The sequence below is a fragment of the Oleiharenicola sp. Vm1 genome (assembly GCF_047777955.1).
Lineage (GTDB): Bacteria > Verrucomicrobiota > Verrucomicrobiia > Opitutales > Opitutaceae > Didemnitutus.
The window spans coordinates 2,997,773-3,020,113 of record NZ_CP180537.1 but is presented as its reverse complement, the minus strand read 5'-3'; the positions used below and the strand labels follow the sequence as shown (position 1 = coordinate 3,020,113).

Below are 22,341 nucleotides of genomic sequence, written 5' to 3'. Positions count from 1 at the left end.
CCGGGCGCAACTCTCCGTCGATCTTCCGCCGGGCCGCAGGGCCCGGCTTTTTATTGGCCGGACGACAGGCGCACGGCGGAAAATCGTCCTTGGATTCGTTTCGCGCCGCCGCCAACCTGCCGTTTCCTCTTTATGAAAATCTGCTGCATCGGTGCCGGTTACGTAGGTGGGCCTACCATGGCCATGATCGCGCTCAAGTGCCCTGATATCCAAGTCGCCGTCGTCGACATGAACGCGGCTCGCATTGCGGCCTGGAACAGCGACCAGCTTCCGATCTATGAGCCGGGCCTCGATGACGTCGTGCGGCAGGCGCGCGGGCGGAATCTCCATTTCACGACCGACGTCGCTGGCAACATCAAGTCGGCGGACATCATCTTCGTGGCCGTCAACACGCCGACCAAGACCTACGGCGTCGGCGCCGGCCGCGCCGCCGACCTCCGCTACATCGAGTCCGTCGCTCGCACCATCGCGCAGCACGCCACCGGCACGAAGATCATCGTCGAGAAGTCCACGATCCCGGTGAAAACCGCGGACACGATCCGCTCCATCCTCGCCTCGAACGGCACCGGGCTGAAGGCGCAGGTGCTCTCCAACCCCGAATTTCTCGCCGAGGGCACGGCGGTGCAGGACCTCCTGGCGCCGGACCGCGTGCTGATCGGCGGCGAGCGCACGCCCGAGGGCGACCAGGCCGTCGCGGCGCTCGCCGGCGTCTACGCGCGCTGGGTGCCGCGCGAGCGCATCATCACGACCAACCTCTGGTCCTCCGAACTCTCGAAGCTCGTGGCCAACGCCTTCCTCGCGCAGCGCATCTCCTCGATCAACTCGATCTCCGCCCTCTGCGAGGCCACCGGCGCCGACGTCGACGAGGTCGCCAACGCCATCGGCAAGGACAGCCGCATCGGCCCGAAATTCCTCAAGGCCTCCGTCGGCTTCGGCGGCTCGTGCTTCCAGAAGGACATCCTCAACCTGACCTACCTCTGCGAGTCCTTCGGCCTCCCCGAGGTCGCGGCCTACTGGGGCAGCGTGGTGGGCATCAACGACTGGCAGAAGAAGCGTTTTGCCGCCCGCATCGTGAAGGAGCTCTTCAACACCGTCGCGGACAAGAAAATCGCCATCCTCGGTTTCGCCTTCAAGAAGGACACCAACGACACCCGCGAGACCGCCGCCATCAACGTCTGCCGCGACCTGCTCGCCGAGCACGCCAGCGTTTGCGTCTACGACCCCAAGGTCCCCGCCGACGAGATCCTCGCCGACACCCTGGGCAAGGGCCATACCAACTCCCGGCTCACCGTCGCCCAGGACGCCTACGCGGCCTGCGCCGGCGCGCACGCCATCGCCATCGTCACGGAGTGGGACGAGTTCAAGAAGCTCGACTACGCCCGGATCTACGCCGGCATGCCCAAGCCCGCTTTCCTCTTCGACGGCCGCAACATCCTCGATCTCGCCGCCCTCCGGAAGATCGGCTTCAAGGCGTCCGGCATCGGCAAGCCCGCCGAGTAAGCCGTCGCGCGGCCGACGGGCAGAGCACGCGCCGAAAGCGAAAGGCCGGGGCCGGAACGCCCCGCGCCGTGGCTCATTCCTCGCTCGTCCGGCGCCGCCAGTAGTCCAGCAGCACGGCGACGATGATGATGCCGCCGGTCACGATCTCCTGCACCCAGTTGGACAGGCCGAGCTTGGTGCAGCCGTTGGCCACGACGCTCATGATCAGCGCGCCGATCAAGGTGCCGACGATCGTGCCCTGGCCGCCGGACAGGCTCGCGCCGCCGATGACGACCGCCGCGATGATGTTCAATTCGAGCCCGACCGCCGTCGTGGGATCGCCGCCGGTGAGGTAGGCGAACTGAAGCACGGCGCCGAGGCCCGCGAAGAGGCCGCCGAGGGCGTAGACCAGCACCTTCACGCGCTCGACGGGCACGCCACACAGGCGCGCGGTGAGTTCGTTCGAGCCGACGGCGAACACGTGGCGCCCGAAGCGTGTGTAGCGCAGCGCCAGGGCCACAAGCGCGGCGAAGCCGAGCATCAGCCACACGCCGCCGGGCAGCGTGCCGCGGCCGCCGAGCAGCATGAGCTTGTTCAGCCACGTCTCGTCCGGGTAAATCGGCTGCTCGTTGGCGAGGCCCTTGGCCGCGCCGCGGAGCGCGCCCATCAGGCCGAGGGTCACGACGAACGGCAGCAGGCGCAGCCGGGTGATCAACACGCCGGAAAGCGCGCCGCACGCCGTCGCCGCGGCCACGCCGCCGAGCGCGGCGGCGAGCGGGCCCCAGCCGGCGTTGAGCAGCCGCGCGATCACCACCGTGCCGAGCGCGATGATCGAGCCGACCGACAGGTCGATGCCGCCGGAAACGATCACGAGCGTCATGCCCAGGGCGGCGATGCCGATGACGGCGGTCTGCTGGAAGATGATGGCGAAGTTGTCCCACGTCGCGAACGTCGACCCGCGCAGGGCGGTGAACAGCGCGCCGACGGCGAGCAGGCCGAGGAACGGGCCGAAGCTCAGGAGGCTGCGGCGGGCGAGGCTGGGGGCGGCGGAGGCGTCAGGCATGTTCGGGAAGGGCGGTGCCGGTGGCGGCGAGCATGATGCGGTGCTCGGTCCACTCGCCGGCCGGTCGCGCCGGGCTGAGTTCGCCGCGGCACATGACGGCGATGCGATCGCAGGTGCCGAGCAGCTCGGGCAGGTAGCTGCTGACCATGAGCACCGCGCGGCCCTGGCCGGCGAGCTCGTCGATCAGCCGGTAGATCTGCTGCTTCGCGCCGATGTCGACGCCGCGGGTCGGCTCGTCGAGCAGGAGCACGTCGGCGCCGTTGCGCAGGAGGCGGCCGAGCGCGATCTTCTGCTGGTTGCCGCCGGAGAGCTGGCGCGCCGGCTGGTGCGGCCCGGCGCAGCGCACGCCGAGGCGGGCAATCCAGTCGCGCGTCTCGGCGGCGAGGGCGGCCGGCCGGAGGAAGCGCCCGAGGCGCGGCAGCGTCAGGTTCTCCTCCAGGCTGCGGTCGAGGGCGAGGCCCTCGTTCTTGCGGTCCTCGCACAGGAAGCCCAGGCCCTGCCGCCAGCGGTGCAGCGGCGAGCTCGGGCCGGCGAAGGCGCCGACGCGGACCTCGCCGCTCCGCACCCGCTCGAGGGCGAAGATCGCGCGCAGCAGCTCGCTGCGCCCGGCGCCGACGACGCCCGCCAGGCCGAGCACCTCGCTGCGGCGCAGCACGAGCGAGGCCCGCCCGGGCCGACGCGGACCGGCGACGGCCACGCATTCGAGCACGGGGGCGCCGGGGCGGCGCGGGGAGCGCCGGTAGAGCTCGTCGACGTGGCGGCCGACCATGAGCTCGGCGATGCGATCCATCGTGATCCCGGCGGTCTCGCCGGTGGCGACGGAGCGGCCGTCGCGCAGGACGGTGTAGCGCTCGGACAGCGCCTGCACCTCCTCGAGGAAGTGGGAAATGTAGATCACCGACTGGCCCTGGTCGCGCAGGCGGCGCACCAGGGTGAAGAGTTTCTGCGCGTCGGCCTGGGTGAGGCTCGAGGTCGGCTCGTCCAGCACGAGCACGCGGCAGCCGAGCGCGAGCGCGCGGCCGATTTCGATGAGCTGCTGTTCGGCGACGCTCAGGCGGCCGGCGGGCGCGTCGAGGGGATGTCGGGCCGGCCGAGCTGCGCCAGCGCCTCGGCGGCGATGCGGCGCGATTCGCGGTGGCGCAGGAAGGGGCCGCGGTGCGGCTCGGCCCCGAGCACGAGGTTCTCCACCACGCTCAGGTGCGGGGCGAGGGCGAGTTCCTGGTTCACCATCGCGATGCCGGCGCGGCGCGCGTCGAGCGGGTGGCGCGGCGCGTAGGGCCGGCCGTCGAGCTCGATCGTGCCGGCGTCGGGCGCGTGGACGCCGGACAGGACCTTCATCAGCGTGCTCTTGCCGGCGCCGTTCTCGCCGACCAGCGCGTGAATCTCGCCGGCGCGGATCTCGAGATCGACGCCGTCGAGCGCAGTGGTCGCCCCGAAGCGCTTGCGGATGCCGGAGAGACGGAGGCGTGGGCCGGACACGTCGATCAATGGCCGAGGACGGCGCGGACCGCGGGCGTGTCGAGCGATTGCGGCGTCACGAGCACGCAGCCGGTGTCGACGACGGCGGCGACTTTCTCGCCGCGCAGGTGGCGGACCGCGGTCGCGACGCCGAGGTAGCCCATCTTCTGGGGGTTTTGCGCGACGAGCGCCTGGATGTCGCCCTTCTTGAGCGCGGCGAGGAGGAAGGGGTGGCGTCGAAGCCGACGAATTTCTTCTGGCCGGCGAGGCCGGTCTGGCGGAGAGCGAGCAGGAGGCCCTGCGTGCTCGACTCGTTCGGGGCGAAGACGCCGTCGGCCGCGCGGATCTTGTCGATCAGGTTCATCGCGGCGTCCTGCGCGGAGGCGATGGTCGCGCCGGCGTAGCGGTTTTCGACGAGGAGCTCGATGTCCGGATGCGCCTTCAGCACCTCGAGGAAACCCGCCTCGCGGGCGGCGGTGCTGGCCGAGCCCTCGGAGTAGCGGAGGAGCACGACCTTGCCCTTGCCGCCGAGCAGGCGGACGAGTTCCTCGCCCGCGAGCTTGCCGCCGAGGTGGTTGTCGGTCGCGACGAAGCTGACGAAGTCCTTGCCGGCCTCGGCCTTCAGGCCGGAGTCGAAGATCACGACCGGGATGTGGCGGTCCATGGCGCTCTTCACCGGCGTGCGCAGCGCGGTGTCGTCGAGCGGGGCGAGGACGATGGCATCGACGTTCGAGGCGACGAATTGCTGCACGACGCCGATCTGCTGGGCGCGGTCGTCCTCCTTGAGCGGGCCTTTCCAGAGGATCTCGACGCCGAACTCGGCGCCGGCCTGGCGGGCGCCGGCCTCGACGGATTTCCAGAAGCTGTGCGTCGTGCCCTTGGGGATGACGGCGATCTTTTCGCCGGCGGCGGACGCCGAAACGGCGAGCAGGGTCAGGGAGAGTGCGACAGGAGCGAGCAAACGCGGCAGCGTCATGGAGGGGCAGGGGTGAACGTTGGAGAGCCGCGCGGGGGGACTCACAGCTCCGGAAAGCGGGAGGAAATTGCGCGCGGGATTGCCGGATCGCAAGGGCGGTTTGACCGATGACGCGGGCCAAAAACAAAAGGCGCCCCGTGGTGCGGGACGCCTGGAAGATCGGTCTGAGGTAGACTGGCGGCTCAGTCGTTCGCCTGGCTGCCGTTGCGCGCGAGGTAGTCGCGGATGGTCTGGGCCCGCTCCTCGGCGCGGGTTTCTTGGTCGATCTCGTCGGCCGTGCGCTGCTTGTCGTGCTTGGCCATCTGGCGGCGGATCTTCGAGAGCGCGAGATACTCGAGCTGGCGGATGCGCTCGCGGGTGACCTTGAATTTCTTGCCGACCTCCTCGAGGGTGAGCTCCTTCTCGCCGTCGAGGCCGAAGCGCATCTTGATGATGGCGGCCTCGCGCGGGTCGAGGGAGTCGACCATGGCGCGGAGGTTCTCGCGGAGGTTGCGCTCGCCGAGGTCGGCGTCGGGCGCGACGGTGCTCTCGTCGCCGACGAGGTCGCCGAGCGTGGCGGAGTCGCTGTCCTCGCCCACGGGCGCGTCGAGGGAAGCCGGGCGGACGCTGACGGTCTTGAGCAGGGCGATCTTGTTGACCGGCATCTGCATCTCGTAGGCGATCTCCTCGTTGGTCGGCTCGCGGCCGAACTCGTCGGTGAGCGCGTTGATCGTCCGGCGCATGCGGGCGATCTTGTCGACCAGGTGGACGGGGAGGCGGATGGTCTTGGACTGGTTGGCCAGGGCGCGCTTCATCGACTGCTTGATCCACCAGGCGGCGTAGGTGGAGAGCTTGCCGCCCTTGGCGGGGTCGAAGCGCTCGACGGCCTTGATGAGGCCGAGGTTGCCTTCCGAAATGAGATCCATGAGCGGCAGGCCCATGTCCTTGTAGTCGTAGGCGATCTTCACGACGAGGCGGAGGTTCGCCTTGATCATGTGGTCGCGGGCGGACTTGTCGCCGCGCTTGATGCGGGCGGCGAGCTTGATCTCCTCCTCGATGGTGAGGAGGGGCGTCTGGCGAATCTCGTTCAGGTAGAGCTGGAGATTCGAGCGTTCGTCGCGACGGTCGACGGGGGAAGCCTTGTCGAACTCGGACTGGGCCGCGGTGGGCGCGGGCTTGATCTCGGGGCGGACAGTGAGGCTTTCGTCGACGGAGGGGATGGAAACAGGTTGGACGCGCGCGGGAGCGGTTTCTTCGACAGCCGGCGCAGCGCGGAGGAGCTTTTTGCGATGAGGCATGGCGTGGAGGGAGTGAGACACGGTGGTCATTTCAACCGGTGTCCTGCACATTAGATGCCGGACGACGCGTGGAAATTCCCAGTCGTTCTGTTTGACCCGAATTACGTCCGGCTGTGCCGTCCGGACGCCAAAACCCTACATTTTCTCGGCCAAGGCGATGGCTTTGAAGAGGGCGGAAGCCTTGTTGATCGTCTCCTGATACTCGGTGGCCGGCACCGAGTCGGCGACGAGTCCGGCCCCCGCCTGCACGTGGACCTTGCCGTCCTTAAGCAATGCCGTGCGGAGAGTTATGCAGGAATCAAGGTTGCCGTTGTAGCTGAAATAACCGAGCGCGCCGGCGTAGGTGCCGCGCTGGGTGCCCTCGAATTGGGCGATCAGCTGCATGGCGCGGACCTTGGGGGCGCCGCTGACAGTGCCGGCGGGGAAAGTGGCACGGATCAGGTCGAAAGCGGAACGTTCTGGCGCAAGTTGTCCCTCCACCTGTGACACGATGTGCATCACGTGGGAGTAGCGCTCGATGGTCATGAACTCCGGCACCTTCACGCTGCCGTAGCTGCAGACGCGGCCGAAGTCGTTGCGGGCGAGGTCGACGAGCATGAGGTGCTCGGCCTTCTCCTTTTCGTCCGCGAGGAGGTCCTTTTCCAGCGCGAGGTCTTCCTCCGGGGTCTTGCCGCGCGGGCGCGTGCCGGCGATGGGGCGGATTTCCGCCAGGCGCCCCGTCAGGCGCACGTGCACCTCGGGGGACGCGCCGACCAGGGCGAAGTCGCCGGTCTCGAGGATGAACATGTAGGGCGACGGATTCACCGTGCGCAGGGCGCGGTAGAGGTCGAGCGGCGACTTCCTGAAGTCGCGGCTGAAACGCTGCGAGAGCACGATCTGGAAAATGTCGCCGGCGCGGATGAACTCCTTGGAGTCCTCGACCATCTGCTCGAAGCTGGCCTGCGAGTGGTTGCCCGGCGGCACGGTGATGCCGTCGAGTTCGCCCAGCTCGGCGGGGGCGAGCGGGCAGGGCTGGCGCAGCACGCCCCGTAGGCGCTCGATTTCGGTGACGGCAGCGTCGTAGGCGGCGCCGGCATCGGAGCCGACATGGGCGTTGACGATGAGGCGGAGCGCCTGCTTCGCGCGGTCGAACACGACCAGCGAATCGCAGAGCATGAACCACATCATCGGCACGCCGAGGTCGTCGCGCGCGGCCAGGGGCACGGTGCGCTCGACGCCGTGGATGTATTCGTAGCCGAGGTAGCCGACGGCGCCGCCGGTGAACGGCGGCAGGCCCGGCAGCTCGACCGGCCGATATTGGCGCATCTCGCGCTCGAGCTCCTGCAGCGGGTCGCCCTCGCCCGCGCGGGCGGAGAGGATCTTGCGCGGGTTGCAGCCGACGAAGCTGTAGCGCGAGAGGTGTTCGCCGCCCTCGACCGACTCGAGCAGGAAGGCCGGGCCGCGGGCGCGGAGCTTGGCGAACGCCGAGACCGGCGTCTCGAGGTCGGCGAGCAGTTCGGCGGCGACCGGGATGACGTTGCCTCGCGCGCTGAGGGCGAGGAATTCGGAGCGGGAAGGGTGGACGCGCATTACTCGACCGTGACCGACTTGGCCAGGTTGCGGGGTTTGTCGACATCGCGGCCGAGTTCGACGGCGATGTAGTAGCTCAGGAGCTGGACCGGGATGGTGGCCACGATCGGCAGCACGGCCTCGTGGCATTCGGGAATGGGGATGACCTCGTCGGCGAGGCCCTCGGGCAGTTTGCAGCCGTCGGTGCAAACGGCGATGATCTGGCCCTTGCGCGCCTTGATCTCCTGCATGGAGGAGACGACCTTGTTGAACATCTCGCCGGAGGAGACGAAGAAGACCGACGGGCAGTGCTCGCTGATCAGGGCGATGGGGCCGTGCTTCATCTCCGCCGCCGGGTAGCCCTCGGCGTGGATGTAGGAAATCTCCTTCAGCTTCAGCGCGCCTTCGAGGGCGACGGGGAAGAGCGTCATGCGGCCGAGGAACAGCATGTCGCGGTGGTGGGCGTAGCGCCGGGCGATCCCGCGGATGTGGTCGGCCTGCTTGAGCGCCGTGCGCACGAGGTCGGGCGCGCCCTTGAGGGCCTGGACGATCTCGGTGCCGTCGCTGAAGCTCAGGTCGCGCATGCGGCCGATGTAGAGCGCGAGCATGGCGCCGATGAGCAACTGGGAGGTGAAGGCCTTGGTCGAGGCCACGCCGACCTCGGGGCCGACGTGCTGGTAGATGCCGCCGTCCGCCTCGCGCGCGATGGTCGAGCCGACGACGTTGTTCACCGCGAGGACCTTGTAGCCCTTGCGCTTCGCCTCGCGCATGGCGGCGAGCGTGTCGATCGTCTCGCCCGACTGGCTCATGGTGAAGAAGAGCGTGTTGGGATCGAGCGGGGTGTTGCGGTAGCGGAACTCGGAGGCGTAGTCGCACTCGACCGGCACGCGGGCGAAGCGCTCGATCAGGTGCTCGGTCACCATGCAGGCGTGCAGGGCGGTGCCGCAGGCGAGGAACTGGAAGCGCTCGTAGCTGCGGAATTCGTTCGCGCTGATGTTCAGGCCGCCGAACTGCGCCGTGCTGCCGTCCTCGGAGAAGCGGCCGCGCATGGTGTTTTCCAGCGCCTGCGGCTGCTCGAAAATCTCCTTCTCCATGAAGTGCGCGTAGCCGTTCAACTCCGCGTCGGAGATGGACCAGGTGACCTTGTCGATGACTGGCGAGACGTCCGCGGCGGCCAGCGTCGTGATCGTGAAGTTCTTCGGCGTGAGGTGGGCGACCTCGCCGTCCTTGAGGTAGACGACGTTCTGCGTGCGGCTGACAATCGCCGCGACGTCGGAGGCGACGAGGCTCTCGCCGTCGCCGATGCCGAGGATGAGCGGGGAGCCCTTGCGCGCCGTGACCAGTTCGCCGGGCGCGTCGACCGCCATGACGACGATGCCGTAGGTGCCCTCGGCGTGGCGCAGGGTCTTGCGCACCGCCGTGACGAAGCGGCTCTCGGTCGGGTCGCCCGGCGCCGGTTCCTTCGCGTAGTGGTAGGCGATGGCGTTGCAGAGGACTTCGGTGTCGGTCTCCGACTTGAAGGTATAGCCCTTGGCGGCGAGGAATTTTTTGATCGAGGCGTAGTTCTCGATCACGCCGTTGTGGATCAGGGCGATCTTGCCGTCGCTGCTGACGTGCGGGTGGGCGTTGGCGTCGGTGACGCCGCCGTGCGTCGCCCAGCGGGTGTGGCCCATGCCGTAGCTGCTCGAGAGGCGGAGCTTCGCCACCTCCGGCTCCAGGTTGGCGACGCGGCCGATCTTCTTCGCGACGGTGAAGCCGCCGTCCTGCCAGACTGCCACGCCGGCGGAGTCATAGCCGCGGTATTCCAGTCGCTTCAGGCCTTCGAGAATGAGGGGGGCCGCCTTGTTTTTGCCCACGTAGCCGACGATGCCACACATACGTTTTGGTTTTGTCTGGCGATTTGAGAAGTCGCCCAGATGATACGCAAGGCCTTTAGCTTACCATGCCCAACTCCAAACGAGTTTTGTCCGTCATCATGGGAGGTGGTCGCGGCACGCGACTGTTCCCGCTCACGAAGGAACGCTGCAAGCCCGCGGTGCCGCTCGCCGGCAAATACCGCCTCGTCGACATCCCGATCAGCAATTGCATCAACTCCGGCTACAACCGGATCTTCCTGCTCACGCAGTTCCTGACGGCCTCGCTGCACCGGCACATTCAGAAGAGCTTTCACTTCGATCCGTTCAGCGGCGGCTTCGTCGACATCCTCTCCGCCGAGCAGACGGAGAAGAGCAACGCGTGGTATGAAGGCACCGCGGACGCCGTGCGGCGAAACATCGTCCACTTCAACAGCCACCGGCACGAGATCATCCTCATCCTCTCCGGCGACCAGCTCTACCGGATGGATTTCGACAAGATCGTGCAGCAGCATCTGGAAACTAAGGCCGACGTGACGATCGCGGCGATCCCGTTCGCCGCCTCGAAGGTCGAGGGCCTGGGCCTGATGCGCGTCGCCGACGACCTGACGATCACCGAATTCGTCGAGAAGCCGAAGGATCCGGCGATCATCAACGGCCTCGCGATGAGCGACACGCTCGAGGCGCGCCTCGGCACGAACAAGACGGGCGAGAAGCGCTGCCTCGCCTCGATGGGCATCTACGTGTTCAGCCGCGACGTCCTCGCCCGCGCGCTGGACAACACGATGAAGGATTTCGGCAAGGAGGTCATCCCGAGCCTGCTCGGCAAGGCCAAGCTTTGCAGCTACGTCTTCGAGGGCTACTGGGAGGACATCGGCACCGTCCGCGCCTTCTTCGAGGCCAACCTCGCGCTCGCGCAACCGCTGCCGCCGTTCAATTTCTTCGACCGCAACGCCCCGATCTACACCCACGCGCGCTACCTGCCCGCCTCGAAGATCAATCATTGCGACATCGACCACGTCGTCATCGGCGACGGGTGCATCGTGACCGATTCGAAGCTGCGCCACTGCCTGATCGGCATCCGCTCCATCCTCGGCGAGAACTCCGACCTGCAGGACGTCGTGATGATGGGCGCGGACTATTACCAGACCGAGGAGGAGGTCGCCGCGGATCGCAAGGCCGGACGCCCGACCTTCGGCGTCGGGCGCAACTGCCGGATCCGCCGCACCATCATCGACAAGAACGCCCGCATCGGCGACAACGTCACGCTCTCGCCCGAAGGCAAGGCGGACGGCGAGTATCCGCACGACATCGTGATCCGCGACGGCGTGCTCTGCGTCTGCAAGGGCGGCGTGATCCCGTCGGGCTTCACGCTCTGATCCCGCCCGGCGCGGCCTACTTGGACGGACCGGCGCTCCGGCGCGCCAGTCCGATCAGGGCGAGGCCGGCGGCGATCAGGAAGAACGAGTAGAACGTGCCGCGGCTGAGGCCGAGGATGAGCGCGGCGTCGGGCTCGCGGAAAACCTCGCAGAACATCCGGACGAACGCGTAGCCGATCAGGAACTCGCCGGCGAGCCGCCCCGGCTGGCGCAGCACGACGTCGGTCTTCCAGAAGCGCCATTGCGCGAAGGCGAAGAGCAGTAGGCCCTCGGTCGCCGCCTCGTAGAGCTGCGAGGGGTGGCGCGGCGCGGTGCCGCCGCCGGTGTGCATGAAGATCACCGCCCACGGCACCTCGGCGTGCTTGCCCCAGAGTTCGCCGTTGATGAAGTTCGCGACCCGCCCGAGGAAGACGCCGACGGGCGCGGTGGTGACCACGAGATCGCCGAGATGGAGGAAGGAAACCTTGCGGCCGCGCGCGAACAGCCAGAGCGCGAGCGCCACGCCGATGAAGGCGCCGTGGCTGGCCATGCCGCCCTCCCACAGGCGCAGCAGCGCGAGCGGGTCGTGGAGCAGCAGGTCAGGCTTGTAGAAAATGAAGTAGCCGAGGCGGCCGCCGAGGATGACGCCGGCGATGATGGCAACGACCAGATCGGTGGCGGCGTCGAGATTGAGCGGGGTCCGGCCGGCGCGGTGATAGCGCGCGAGCAACACGCCCGCGGCGACGAAGCCGAGCAGGTAGGCGAGGCCGTAGTAGCGGATGCCGAAGTTTTCGCCGAAGCGGATGAGGAACGGGCTGAGGTCGTGGACCCAGTAGGCGAGGAGAGGAGACACGGAGGGCGGTGAAGTGAAGGGGGCGGTGGACGAGGGGCGGCGCGTCAGGCCTTGCCCGGCGCGGCGTCGCCGCGGCGCGGACGGCTGAGCTTCTGGGTTTTGGAGCGGGCGAACTCGCGCATGTCCACGGCGACGTCGTCCTTCTCAAAGATCTCCTTCCCGAGGATGTGTTCCATGATGTCCTCCATCGTGAGCACGCCGGTGGTGGCGCCGAACTCGTCGACCACGACCGCGATCTGCTGGTGCGTCTTGAGGAACTGCTGGAGCGCCTGCCCGACGGTGACGGTCTCGGGCACGAACTGCACCTCCTGCATCAGTTTCTCGACGAGGTCGAAGTCCTGGTCGTTCGCCTTGGCCTTGAGCAGGTCGCGGCGGCGCACCAGCCCGACGACGTCGTCGAGGTTCTTGCCGTAGACCGGAATGCGGGCGAAGGGGATGTTCGGATACTCGCGGAAGACCTCGCCGACGGTGGCGTTGCGGGCGAGCGCCGTCACGACGATGCGCGGCGTCATGATGGTCTCGACGCGCACGTCGTCGAGCGAGAGGGCGTTGGCGATGATGTTCGACTCGCTGCGCGAGATGGTGCCTTCCTGCGCGCCCTTCTCGGCGAGGAGGATGATCTCGCGGTCGGCGTGGTGCTGGAGGGCCTTCTTGCCGACGACGATCTTCACCACCTGCTTGCAGAGCCAGGTGATCGGGCGCAGCACGCGCGTCATCCAGAGCAGCGGGTAGACCACGTGCGGCTGGAGGGCGGGGCGGTGGACGACGCCGAGGTTCTTCGGAATGACCTCGGAAAGGATGAGGATGCCGAGCGTCATGCCGCCGGAGATGAAGCCGAGCGAGGCGTGGCCGAAGAGGTCGGCGCCCAGCGCGCCCACGATCACGGAGCCGAGGGTGTGCGCCATGGTGTTGAGCGTGAGGATGGAGGAGATCGTCTCGTCCATCTCGTTGCGGAAGTGCTCCAGCAATGCCCCGCGCGCGGGCTTGGCGCGCTTCAGGGCCTCGACCTCGGCCGTGGTCGTGCTCAGCACCAGCGCCTCCAGCAACGAACACCAGAACGAGGTGGCGAGCGTGAAGACGACAGCGAAGAGGAAGCCGAACATGCGGCCAAGGTGCGGAGACGGCGCCGCGCACACAAATTCTTTTAACCGGGTCCGTCGTCCATAATGACTAGGCCGCGGGCCAGAGTTTCCTTGCACGGCGCCGGGGCGCGGAGCTTAGTGGCCCGATGAGCGCACTGAAGACGACCCCCCTGAACGCGTTTCATCGTCGAAACGGCGGCCGCATGGTGGATTTCGCGGGCTGGGACATGCCCGTGCAATACAAGAGCATCCTCGAGGAGCACAAGGCCGTGCGCCAGCGCGCCGGTCTCTTCGACGTGAGCCACATGGGCGAGGCCGACGTCAAGGGCCCCGAGGCCCTCAAGTTCCTCCAGCACCTGGTCACGAACGACTGCAGCAAGCTCTTCCCCGGTCGCGTGCTCTACACCACGATGTGCTACCCGCACGGCGGCGTGGTCGACGACCTGCTCGTCTACATGCGCGGAGCGGACGACTATTTCCTCTGCATCAACGCCGGCAACATCGACAAGGACATCGCCTGGATGCAGGAGCAGGCCAAGGGCTTCGCCTGCACCGTGACGGACCGCTCCGCCGACTACGGCCAGCTCGCCATCCAGGGCCCCCGCGCCGTCGAGATCGTGCAGGCGCTCACGCGGACCGCCCTCGCGGACGTGAAATACTACCACTTCACCGACGGCGAGGTCGCCGGCGTGAAGTGCCTCATCTCCCGCACCGGCTACACCGGCGAGGACGGCGTCGAACTCTACTGCGCCGCGGGTGAGACCGAGAAACTGGCCGAAGCCGTGCTCGCGGCCGGCCAGCCGCTCGGGCTCGAGCTCACCGGTCTCGGCGCGCGCGACTCGCTGCGCCTCGAGGCGGGTTTCCCGCTCTACGGCCACGAGATCACGCAGGATCTCAACCCGATCTGCGCCGGTCTCGGCTGGGTGGTGAAGTTCGACAAGGGGCCGTTCATCGGCTCCGAAGTGCTCGCGGCGGAGAAGGCCGCCGGCCCGAAGCAGCGCGTGGTTTTCTTCAAGACCGGCGACCGCCGCATCGTCCGCGCCGACACCCCGGTGCTCAACGCCGCCGGCGCCGCCGTCGGCCGCGTGCTCTCCGGCACGCTGTCGCCGATCCTCAACGAGGCGATCGGCTCCGCCCTCGTCGAGGCCGCCGCCGCCAAGGAGGCGCTCGCCGTCGACATCCGGGGCACCAAGCTGCCGCTCCAACTCGTCAAGCCACCCTTCGTGGCGCTGAAGAAAAATTGATTGTCCGCCGCCCGTGGCGCGCGGCATGTTTGCCGTCACCGGTTTCCCGATCCCCCTTCACTCGATCCCCTCATGAGCAACATCCCCTCCGATCTCAAATACGCGAAGTCCCACGAATGGCTGAAGCTGGCCGGCGACGGCACGGCGCTCGTCGGCATCACCGACTACGCCCAAAACAGCCTCGGTGACATCACGTTCGTGCAGCTGCCGGCGGTGGGCAAGGCGCTCAAGGCCGGCGAGTCGTTCGGCGTGGTCGAGTCGGTCAAGGCCGCCTCCGACGTCTACGCGCCGGTCGCCGGCACCGTGCTCGAGGTCAACAAGGCGCTCGACGCGAACCCGGAGAAGGTGAACCAGGAGCCCTACGCGGGCGGCTGGATGCTGAAGCTCAAGCTGGCCAACCCGGCGGACGCGAATTCTCTGCTTTCGTCCGGCGATTACGCCCAGGTCACCGGCTGAGCCGCGGGGTTCACAGAATCCCCCTTGCGCGGGGCGGGGATTTGGCTGATTTTCCCGGGCGCATGTCGCCCCTTACCCGCCTGTTCGTGGCCGGCTTGGCCGGTTCCTCGCTGATTGTCGTCGGCTGCGCCAAGAAGGACGCGGCCGTGACCGCGCCGGTCGCGCGCGCGAAACAGCCCGTCGAGGTGGTCGAGATTGCCCGCCGCGACCTCGTCGAGTCGCTCTCCCTGGTCGGTTCGCTGGCGCCGAACGAGACGGCCCAGATCCGCGCGGAGGTCTCCGGCCAGGTGCGCGCCGTGCTTTTCGACGAGGGCGAGGCGGTGCCGAAGGGCAAGGTGCTCGTGCGCGTCGACGACGCCGAGCTGCGCGCCCAGGCCGCGCAGGCGGAGGCGCGCTTCCGCCTCGCCGAGCTGAACCTGAAGCGCAGCGAGAACCTGACCGAGGCGAAATCCATGTCCCAGGCCGAGGCGGACCGCACCCGCTCGGAATACGCCTCCGCCGAGGCCGAGCTCCAGCTCCTCCGCGTGCGCCTCGCCAAGACCGAGATCAAGGCGCCGTTCGACGGCATCGTCGGCGCGCGCACGATCTCGCCGGGCGACTACATCACGGCGGCGACCGTCATCACCACCCTCGATGATCTCGGCCGGCTGAAGGTGGAGTTCCAGGTTCCCGAGCGCTTTGCCGAGCGCGTGAAGCAGGGCTCGACCTTCTCGCTCCGCGCCCAGACGCCCACCGGCGAGGCGCGCACCGAGGGCGAGGTCTATTTCGTGGCGTCGGTGATCGACCGCCAGACGCGCTCGACGCAGGTGAAGGGCTACCTCGGCCGGAACATCGCGGGCCTCAAGCCCGGCATGTTCGCCAACATCGACCTCGTGCTGCAGGTCCGCCGCGGCGTCCTCACCGTCCCCGAGGGGGCCGTGCTCACGACCCCGAAGGGCACGCAGCTCATCGCGGTCCGCGACAAGGGTAGCGACAAGGTCGCGGAAATGGTGCCGGTCGCGCTCGGCCTGCGCGAACGCGGCCTGGTGGAGGTGACGCCGCTGAAGCCCGAGGGCTTGGCGGAGAAGGTCCCCGTCGTCGCCTCGGGCGTGGGCGGCCTGATGATCTTCCCCGGCACCGTGCTCGAGCCGCGTCCGCTGCGCCAGGAATTCCGGGTCGGAGAGTAAGCCCATGATCCTCTCCGACGTCTCCATCCGCCGCCCGGTCGTCGCCCTGGTGGCCTCGATCATCGTCGTGCTGGTCGGCCTGCTCAGCTTCGTGCGGCTGCCGGTGCGCGAGTATCCGCTGATCGACTCCCCCATCGTCACCGTGCAGACGTCTTATCGCGGCGCCTCGGCGGAAGTGGTCGAGGCCAAGGTGACCGAGCCGCTCGAGCGCGAGATCGCGTCGATCGACGGCATCCGGGTGATCCGCTCCGACTCCCAGGAGGAGGAGTCGCGCATCACGGTCGAGTTCAACCTGGGCCGCAACGTCGACGACGCGGCCAACGACGTGCGCGACCGGGTCAGCCGCGCGCGCGGTCGCTTGCCGGACGAGATCGAGGAACCGCAGGTGACCAAGGCCGACGCCGACTCCTCGCCCGTCATCACCCTGGCCTTTAATTCCGACCGCTACAGCCGCCTCGAGGTGCGCGAGATGGTGGAACGCATCGCGCTCCAGCGCCTGCAGACCATTCCCGGCGTCGGCTCGGTCAACGTTCGCGGCCCGCGCTATGCCATGCGGCTGTGGGTCGACAGCGACCGCCTCGCCGCGCATAGCCTAACCATCGCCGACGTCGAGAACGCTCTCCGGCAGCAGAACATCGAGATCCCCGGCGGACGCATCGAGTCGTCCGCGCGCGAATTCCCCGTGCGCATCGAGGGGCGCATGACGCAGGTGGCCGAGTTCGAGAACCTCGTCCTCGCGACGCGCGGCAGCCACCAGGTAAAGTTCTCCGATGTCGGCCGGGTCGAACTCGGCGCGGAGGAGTATCGCTCGGAGAGCTATTTCAAGGGCCAGCCGACCGTCGCCGTGCAGGTGCTCCGCCAGGCGCAGGCCAACGTGCTCGACGTCGCCAACGGCGTGAAGGATCTCATCCCCTCGCTCCAGCAGGACCTGCCGGACGGCGTGACCGTCGCGGTCGGCTTCGACAGCTCGGTGTTCGTCGACCGCTCGGTCAAGGAGGTCTACAAGACCCTCTACGAGGCCTCGATTCTGGTCGTGCTGATGATCTTCCTCTTCCTGCGCGACTGGCGGGCGACGATGGTGCCGCTGGTGGCGATCCCGGTGTCGATCATCGGCGCCTTCGCGGTGATGAGCTGGATGAATTTCACCATCAACACGCTCACGCTGCTCGCGCTCGTGCTCGCGGTCGGCCTCGTGGTCGACGACGCGATCGTGATGCTGGAGAACATCTATCGCCGCATGGAGGAAGGCGAGGGGCCGATCCACGCCGCGGTCTTCGGCGCGCGGCAGGTGGCGTTCGCGGTCATCGCGACGACGCTGACGCTCGCGGCCGTCTTCCTGCCGGTGGCGTTCCAGTCCGGGCAGACCGGGCGGTTGTTCTTCGAGTTCGGCATCACCCTGGCGGTGTCCGTGCTCGTGTCCGCGTTCGTGGCGCTGACGCTCACGCCGATGCTCTGCTCCCGCGTGCTGAAGACGAAGGTCGTCGACGGCCACGCCCGGCACGGCTGGTTCTATGAGAAGACCGAGCCGCTCTTCGTGAAGCTCAACGGCGCCTTCGAGGGCACGCTGCGCTTCGCTCTGCGCAGGCGGGCGCTCGTGCTGCTCGGCGCGCTGGCGTTCACCGCCGTGGGCATCGGCCTGTATTTCCAGCTCCAGCGCGAGCTGACGCCGCTGGAGGACCGCGGCATCTTCACCGCCAACCTGATCGCGCCCATCGGGGCGACGCCGGAATACTTGCGGACCTACTCTTACGACATGGAGCAGATGATCCTGCGGATCCCCGAGATCGACCGCACCTTCCACCGCACGGGCGACGGCGGGCGGGCGTTCGTGTTCGCCACGCTGAAACCGTGGGAGGAGCGCTCGCGCAAGACGCAGGAGGTGGTGGCCGACTTGCGCCGGCAGTTCCAGCAAGAGGTGACCGGTGGGCAGGCAGTGGCGACGCCCGTGCGGCCGTTCGGCCGCGGCCGCAACAGCAGTGGCGTCGCCTTCGTGCTGCTCGGCAGCGATTTCGTCGAGCTGCAGCGTCTCGGCGGCGAGTTCCTCGGACGCATGCGCGACAGCGGGATGTTCATCCAGCCGCGCGTCGATCCCTCGCCGACGAAACCCCAGCTCGACGTGCGGATCGACCGCGCCAAGGCGGCGGACCTGAAGGTGCCGATCAGCGCCGTGGCCTCGACGCTCGAGTCGCTGCTCGGCGGCCGGCGCGTGACCGAGTTCCAGCGCGGCAACCAGCAGTATTACGTCATGGTGCAGGTGACGGACGAGAACCGCGCCACGCCGAGCGACCTCGCGCGGCTCTACGTGCGCTCGACCGACGGCGTGCTCGTGCAGCTCTCGAACCTCGTGAGCTGGTCCGAAAACACGGTGCCGGAGAGCTACCCGCACTTCAACCGCCTGCGCTCGGTCACGATCTCCGGCCAGATGGCCGAGGGGAAGACGATCGGCGATGGCGTGAAGTTCATGGAGGCGGCGGCGAAGCAGCTGATGCCGCCGGCCTACACCTACGCCTGGGACGGCGAGACGCGCGAGTTCGTCGAGAGCGGCAACGACACCCTCGTGCTCTTCGCGCTCGCGCTGGTGTTCACCTTCCTGATCCTCGCGGCTCAGTTCGAGTCCTGGATCCACCCGGCGACGATCTTCACCGGCGTGTTCATCGCCGTGGCCGGCGGCCTGCTCGTGCTCTACTGCACGCGGTTCTGGGGCGCCCCGATGACGGACAATCTCTTCTCGCGCTTCGGCCTCATCATGCTGATCGGATTGGTGGCGAAGAACGGCATCCTCATCGTCGAATTCGCCAACCAGCTCCAGGTGGAGAAGGGGCTCGGCGCCGCCGAGGCGGCGTTCGAGGCGGCGACCATCCGCTTCCGCCCGATTCTCATGACCTCGATTTCCACCGTGCTCGGCGCGGTGCCGATCGCGTTCGCCCACGGCGCGGGCGCGGAGACGCGCAACCCGATGGGCATCGTCGTCGTGGGCGGCCTGATGCTCTCGACCGTTATCACGCTCTACGTCGTGCCCATCGTCTACGTGCTGATGGACAAGGCCTGCGTGAAGTTCACCGGCCGGCACAGCGCCCACGGCCTGGTCAAGGCGCGCGAGATCGAGGAGGAGACGCGGCACGAGCCGGTGGGCGCGAGCGCCGGACGGTGAGCCCGGTCGTTTGACCGGGTGCGGGAGCTGGGGCATCTTGCCGCATGTCCTGGCTCGAATGGCTCGAGGCGCTGAGCTATGCGGTGACCATCATCGGCCTGCCGCTGGCGATCGCGGTCTACGTGCTCGACCGGCGCAAGGAGCGCATGAACGACGACGAGGAGGTCTACCTCCAGCTCGCCGACGACTACGAGAAGTTCCTCAAGCTCGTGCTCGACCACGCGGACCTGCGGCTGATGACGACGACGGTGACGGCGGCGCAGTTGACGCCGGAGCAGCGGGAGCGCCGCGAGCTGCTCTTCGAGATCCTGATCGCGCTGTTCGAGCGCGCCTACATCCTCGTCTACGAGGAGAGAATGACCCGGCAGGCCGCGCGTCTCTGGCAGACGTGGGAGGACTACATGCGGGCGTGGTGCCGGCGGGCGGATTTCCGCGAGATGCTGCCGAAGCTGCTCGAGGGCGAGGATCCCGACTTCGCGCGTCACATCACGAGCATTGCCGGGCAAGAGGGCCGGCAGGCGGGCGGCGCGTAGCCAGAAAGCCGCTGGGAAGGCGATTGCCGGATGGCGTTCCGCTGACGGGCAACAGGGGCGCGCGACCGGCCTCGGCCCGGGCAAACCGCCCGCGCAACGATCTCGGTCGTTCGCACCACGCGGTCGGCGTGGTGCGCAATCGCCTTGATCGCTTGCGCGATGCGCTTGGCGGCGGAGGAAACCAAAGCGCAGGGAGATGAAGCAACGGCGCTTCCGGGGCCGAAAACGAAGCAGGGCGGCCGTGAAGCCGCCCTGGTCAATCCAGCGCCGAAGGGGCGCTGGCCGTTGTTGTGGCCGAGAGGGCCTTACTCGTCGCTCGCCTTGCGGGAGGCGCGCTCGATCTTGCGGCGCTCGGTTTCCTTGAGCACGCGTTTGCGCAGACGGATGTTCTGCGGCGTGACCTCGACCAGCTCGTCGGCGGCGATGTATTCGATCGCGCGCTCGAGCGAGAGCTTCGTCGCGGGCGTGAGGCCGGCGGCGACACCTTCGCCCTGCGAGCGGAAGTTGGTGAGTTTCTTTTCGCGCACGGCGTTGACGGCGATGTCCTCGTTGCGCGGGTTTTCGCCGATGATCATGCCTTCGTAGACGCGCTCGCCGGGGCTGACGAAGAGCTTGCCGCGCTCCTGGCACATCACGAGGGCGTAGGCGGTGGTTTCGCCGGCTTCGGTCGCGATGAGCGTGCCGGTGAGGCGCGTGAGCACTTCGCCGACGTAGGGGCCGTATTCCTTGAACAGGTGCGACATGACGCCGCGGCCGCTGGTGGCGTTGACGATGTCGATCTCGAGGCCGATGAGGCCGCGGGTCGTGATCACCGCTTCGATCATCGTCGTGGAGTGGTGCTTCTCCATGTTCGTGATCTGGCCCTTGCGGTTGGCGAGGTTCTGCATGATGGCGCCGACGCACTCGTCGGGCACCTCGATCCAGACGCTCTCGTAGGGCTCGTGGCGTTTGCCTTCGACGATGCGCTCGATGACGGTCGGGCGGGAAACGGTGATCTCGAAGCCTTCGCGGCGCATCGTTTCGACGAGCACGGCGACCTGCATGGCGCCACGCGCCTTGAGGTTGAACACGCCGGCGCGGTCGGAGTCCTCGACGGAGATGGAGACGTTGGTCTTCACCTCGCGGAAGAGGCGCTCGCGGACCTGGCGGGAGGTGACGAGCTTGCCCTCGGTGCCGACGAGCGGGCCGTCGTTGACGCCGATCTGCATCTCGAGCGTCGGCGGGTCGATCTGGGTGAAGGGCAGGGCGTGGCCGTTCTCGTCGGCGGTGATGGTGTCGCCGATGTCGATGTCCTCGAAGCCGGAGAGGCCGACGATGTTGCCGGCGGTGGCGGCGACGGACTCGTTGGTGCCGAGGCCGGAGTATTCGAAGACCTTGGTGATTTTCGCCTTCACGCGCGTGCCGGTGGCGTTGCGGATGACGTGGACGGTGTCGCCGATCTTGCCGGTGCCGCCGAGGATCTTGCCGATGGCGATACGGCCGACGTAGTCGCTCCAGTCGATGTTGGAGACGAGCATGTGGAACGGCTCGTTCGGCTTGGCGAAGGGCGGCGGGACGTGCTCGAGGATGGTCTCGAAGAGCGGCGTCATGTCCTTCTTCTCGTCGCCGAGGTGATACATCATGTAGCCGTCGCGGCCGGAGCCGTAGACGACGGGCGCGTCGAACTGCTCTTCGGTGGCGTTGAGCTCCATCAGGAGCTCGAGCACCTTGTCATACATCTTCACCGGGTCGGCGTTGTCGCGGTCGATCTTGTTGATGACGATGACGACCTTGAGGCCGTGCTGGAGGGCCTTGCGGAGCACGAAGCGCGTCTGCGCCTGCGGGCCGTCGTAGGCGTCGACGAGCAGGAGGACTCCGTCGACCATGCGGAGGGCGCGCTCGACCTCGCCGCCGAAGTCGGCGTGTCCGGGCGTGTCGACGATGTTGATCGTCTTGTCCTGCCAGTGGACGGAGGTGTTCTTGGCCTTGATGGTGATGCCCTTTTCGCGTTCGAGGTCCATGGAGTCCATGGCGCGTTCCTCGACCTGCTGGTTGGCGCGGTAGGCACCGCCCTCCTTGAGGAGTTTGTCGACGAGGGTGGTTTTGCCATGGTCGACGTGGGCGATGATGGCGATATTGCGGATGTTCTGGTTCATGCCGGGCGGCTCGTTGTGAAAGGGAAAAGGGGTCACGGTGCGGCTCGCGCCGAGGCTTGGCAAGAAGGAACCGGAACGCAATCCGCGGCACGGCGCCGGGCGGCGCGGGACGGCAACAAAAAAGGGCCGGTCCCGAAGGACCGGCCCCACTATGGCGAAAAGCGGCCAAACCCACGGACAACGCGCCGGGCCAAGCTTTTAAGCTCGTGGTTCCGGGCAAAAGTTTCTGCCCGGCGCGTTGCCAAAGGGGTTCTATAAAAAGAAAAAGGCCCGGACTCCTTGCGGAGCCCGGGCCAAATTCGGGGGTGGGCGTTCGCCACGCGCTCTTTCCCATTCACACCTGTTGGGCGCTCTCGCCGGTTGGCGGGCCAAGTGTTTCCCGACGCTACTCACCGCGGCAAGCGATGCTCTCGGTCTCATAGCGGGACCGTCCCGGCCCTTTCAGACGCGGGATCTATCGAGTGAGGCCTCTACGCCCGGTTCGGTGACCACCTGCCGGTGGTTCGCTCGCCGGACGGGTGCTGGGACGCCTGCAAGAATACAGTTCGCACCGGCACCTTGACCACGGGGACGGCCACCACTTTTGGCAGTGCGTTGGCCCCGTGCGACGGGTCTGACCTCTTACCTCTCAGGCTGCGTTCGACTTGCAGTTGGGTGATCCCGGTTTGCGGGACCGCCCCATCTTGGAAGGCTGGCGGGTTGTTGCCAT

General features: G+C 67.7%; 17 protein-coding genes. 7 read left to right on the top strand and 10 right to left on the bottom strand.

Annotation, left to right across the window (positions count from 1 at the left end):
- Positions 1-132 precede the first annotated feature (132 nt).
- On the top strand, positions 133-1,500 hold the full coding sequence (locus tag ACMYLB_RS14660) for a UDP-glucose 6-dehydrogenase (RefSeq protein ID WP_415907716.1): 1,368 nt from the start codon (positions 133-135) through the stop codon (positions 1,498-1,500).
- A 73-nt stretch (positions 1,501-1,573) separates the two neighbouring features.
- Here the strand turns inward: ACMYLB_RS14660 and ACMYLB_RS14655 are convergent, their stop codons facing one another.
- The 7 genes from ACMYLB_RS14655 to glmS form a co-directional block, all read right to left on the bottom strand.
- A complete protein-coding gene (locus ACMYLB_RS14655; protein WP_415907715.1) occupies positions 1,574-2,542 on the bottom strand; it encodes an ABC transporter permease in 969 nt (322 codons plus the stop codon).
- Positions 2,535-3,536: a sugar ABC transporter ATP-binding protein gene (locus ACMYLB_RS14650; RefSeq protein WP_415907714.1), complete on the bottom strand. Its 1,002-nt coding sequence runs from the start codon at positions 3,534-3,536 to the stop codon at positions 2,535-2,537. The genes ACMYLB_RS14655 and ACMYLB_RS14650 overlap by 8 nt, the downstream gene beginning before the upstream one ends.
- A gap of 56 nt (positions 3,537-3,592) precedes the next feature.
- The gene (locus tag ACMYLB_RS14645; protein ID WP_415907713.1) at positions 3,593-4,021 is read right to left on the bottom strand and encodes an ATP-binding cassette domain-containing protein; all 429 of its coding nucleotides are present in this window, start codon (positions 4,019-4,021) and stop codon (positions 3,593-3,595) included.
- Between the two features lie 55 nt (positions 4,022-4,076).
- A complete protein-coding gene (locus ACMYLB_RS14640) occupies positions 4,077-4,976 on the bottom strand; it encodes a substrate-binding domain-containing protein (protein WP_415907712.1) in 900 nt (299 codons plus the stop codon).
- 182 nt (positions 4,977-5,158) lie between these two features.
- Positions 5,159-6,253 carry an RNA polymerase sigma factor RpoD/SigA gene (locus tag ACMYLB_RS14635; RefSeq protein WP_415907711.1) on the bottom strand — a complete coding sequence of 365 codons (1,095 nt, stop codon included), beginning with the start codon at positions 6,251-6,253 and terminating at the stop codon, positions 5,159-5,161.
- Positions 6,254-6,388: 135 nt separating this feature from the next.
- The gene (gene trpE, locus ACMYLB_RS14630; protein ID WP_415907710.1) at positions 6,389-7,822 is read right to left on the bottom strand and encodes an anthranilate synthase component I; all 1,434 of its coding nucleotides are present in this window, start codon (positions 7,820-7,822) and stop codon (positions 6,389-6,391) included.
- Positions 7,822-9,678: a glutamine--fructose-6-phosphate transaminase (isomerizing) gene (gene glmS / locus ACMYLB_RS14625; RefSeq protein WP_415907709.1), complete on the bottom strand. Its 1,857-nt coding sequence runs from the start codon at positions 9,676-9,678 to the stop codon at positions 7,822-7,824. The genes trpE and glmS overlap by 1 nt, the downstream gene beginning before the upstream one ends.
- Before the next feature lie 65 nt (positions 9,679-9,743).
- Between glmS and ACMYLB_RS14620 the strand changes: the two genes are divergently transcribed.
- The gene (locus ACMYLB_RS14620; RefSeq protein WP_415907708.1) at positions 9,744-11,033 is read left to right on the top strand and encodes a glucose-1-phosphate adenylyltransferase; all 1,290 of its coding nucleotides are present in this window, start codon (positions 9,744-9,746) and stop codon (positions 11,031-11,033) included.
- Positions 11,034-11,049: 16 nt separating this feature from the next.
- On the opposite strand, the gene lgt is transcribed toward ACMYLB_RS14620, so the two are convergent.
- Complete coding sequence (gene lgt, locus ACMYLB_RS14615; RefSeq protein WP_415907707.1) at positions 11,050-11,865, bottom strand: prolipoprotein diacylglyceryl transferase; 816 nt, start codon at positions 11,863-11,865, stop codon at positions 11,050-11,052.
- 44 nt (positions 11,866-11,909) lie between these two features.
- Positions 11,910-12,968, bottom strand: a complete 1,059-nt coding sequence (locus ACMYLB_RS14610; RefSeq protein ID WP_415907706.1) for a hemolysin family protein — start codon at positions 12,966-12,968, stop codon at positions 11,910-11,912.
- Positions 12,969-13,150: 182 nt separating this feature from the next.
- Between ACMYLB_RS14610 and gcvT the strand changes: the two genes are divergently transcribed.
- The 5 genes from gcvT to ACMYLB_RS14585 all read left to right on the top strand — a co-directional run bounded on the left by gcvT (position 13,151) and on the right by ACMYLB_RS14585 (position 19,497).
- A complete protein-coding gene (gene gcvT, locus ACMYLB_RS14605; protein WP_415907705.1) occupies positions 13,151-14,191 on the top strand; it encodes a glycine cleavage system aminomethyltransferase GcvT in 1,041 nt (346 codons plus the stop codon).
- A 72-nt stretch (positions 14,192-14,263) separates the two neighbouring features.
- On the top strand, positions 14,264-14,647 hold the full coding sequence (gene gcvH, locus ACMYLB_RS14600; RefSeq protein WP_415907704.1) for a glycine cleavage system protein GcvH: 384 nt from the start codon (positions 14,264-14,266) through the stop codon (positions 14,645-14,647).
- A 62-nt stretch (positions 14,648-14,709) separates the two neighbouring features.
- Positions 14,710-15,813: an efflux RND transporter periplasmic adaptor subunit gene (locus tag ACMYLB_RS14595; protein WP_415907703.1), complete on the top strand. Its 1,104-nt coding sequence runs from the start codon at positions 14,710-14,712 to the stop codon at positions 15,811-15,813.
- A 4-nt stretch (positions 15,814-15,817) separates the two neighbouring features.
- Positions 15,818-18,964: an efflux RND transporter permease subunit gene (locus ACMYLB_RS14590; RefSeq protein WP_415907702.1), complete on the top strand. Its 3,147-nt coding sequence runs from the start codon at positions 15,818-15,820 to the stop codon at positions 18,962-18,964.
- 44 nt (positions 18,965-19,008) lie between these two features.
- Positions 19,009-19,497: a hypothetical protein gene (locus ACMYLB_RS14585; protein WP_415907701.1), complete on the top strand. Its 489-nt coding sequence runs from the start codon at positions 19,009-19,011 to the stop codon at positions 19,495-19,497.
- Positions 19,498-19,802: 305 nt separating this feature from the next.
- Here the strand turns inward: ACMYLB_RS14585 and typA are convergent, their stop codons facing one another.
- A complete protein-coding gene (gene typA, locus ACMYLB_RS14580) occupies positions 19,803-21,632 on the bottom strand; it encodes a translational GTPase TypA (protein ID WP_415907700.1) in 1,830 nt (609 codons plus the stop codon).
- Positions 21,633-22,341: the final 709 nt, after the last annotated feature.

Excerpts from the sequence above, each read along its gene's own strand:
- ACMYLB_RS14660 (WP_415907716.1), top strand. The coding sequence starts at position 133 with ATGAAAATCTGCTGCATCGGTGCCGGTTACGTAGGTGGGCCTACCATG.
- ACMYLB_RS14655 (WP_415907715.1), bottom strand. The coding sequence starts at position 2,542 with ATGCCTGACGCCTCCGCCGCCCCCAGCCTCGCCCGCCGCAGCCTCCTG.
- ACMYLB_RS14640 (WP_415907712.1), bottom strand. The coding sequence starts at position 4,976 with ATGACGCTGCCGCGTTTGCTCGCTCCTGTCGCACTCTCCCTGACCCTG.
- ACMYLB_RS14635 (WP_415907711.1), bottom strand. The coding sequence starts at position 6,253 with ATGCCTCATCGCAAAAAGCTCCTCCGCGCTGCGCCGGCTGTCGAAGAA.
- trpE (WP_415907710.1), bottom strand. The coding sequence starts at position 7,822 with ATGCGCGTCCACCCTTCCCGCTCCGAATTCCTCGCCCTCAGCGCGCGA.
- glmS (WP_415907709.1), bottom strand. The coding sequence starts at position 9,678 with ATGTGTGGCATCGTCGGCTACGTGGGCAAAAACAAGGCGGCCCCCCTC.
- ACMYLB_RS14620 (WP_415907708.1), top strand. The coding sequence starts at position 9,744 with ATGCCCAACTCCAAACGAGTTTTGTCCGTCATCATGGGAGGTGGTCGC.
- ACMYLB_RS14610 (WP_415907706.1), bottom strand. The coding sequence starts at position 12,968 with ATGTTCGGCTTCCTCTTCGCTGTCGTCTTCACGCTCGCCACCTCGTTC.
- gcvT (WP_415907705.1), top strand. The coding sequence starts at position 13,151 with ATGGTGGATTTCGCGGGCTGGGACATGCCCGTGCAATACAAGAGCATC.
- gcvH (WP_415907704.1), top strand. The coding sequence starts at position 14,264 with ATGAGCAACATCCCCTCCGATCTCAAATACGCGAAGTCCCACGAATGG.
- ACMYLB_RS14595 (WP_415907703.1), top strand. The coding sequence starts at position 14,710 with ATGTCGCCCCTTACCCGCCTGTTCGTGGCCGGCTTGGCCGGTTCCTCG.
- ACMYLB_RS14590 (WP_415907702.1), top strand. The coding sequence starts at position 15,818 with ATGATCCTCTCCGACGTCTCCATCCGCCGCCCGGTCGTCGCCCTGGTG.
- ACMYLB_RS14585 (WP_415907701.1), top strand. The coding sequence starts at position 19,009 with ATGTCCTGGCTCGAATGGCTCGAGGCGCTGAGCTATGCGGTGACCATC.
- typA (WP_415907700.1), bottom strand. The coding sequence starts at position 21,632 with ATGAACCAGAACATCCGCAATATCGCCATCATCGCCCACGTCGACCAT.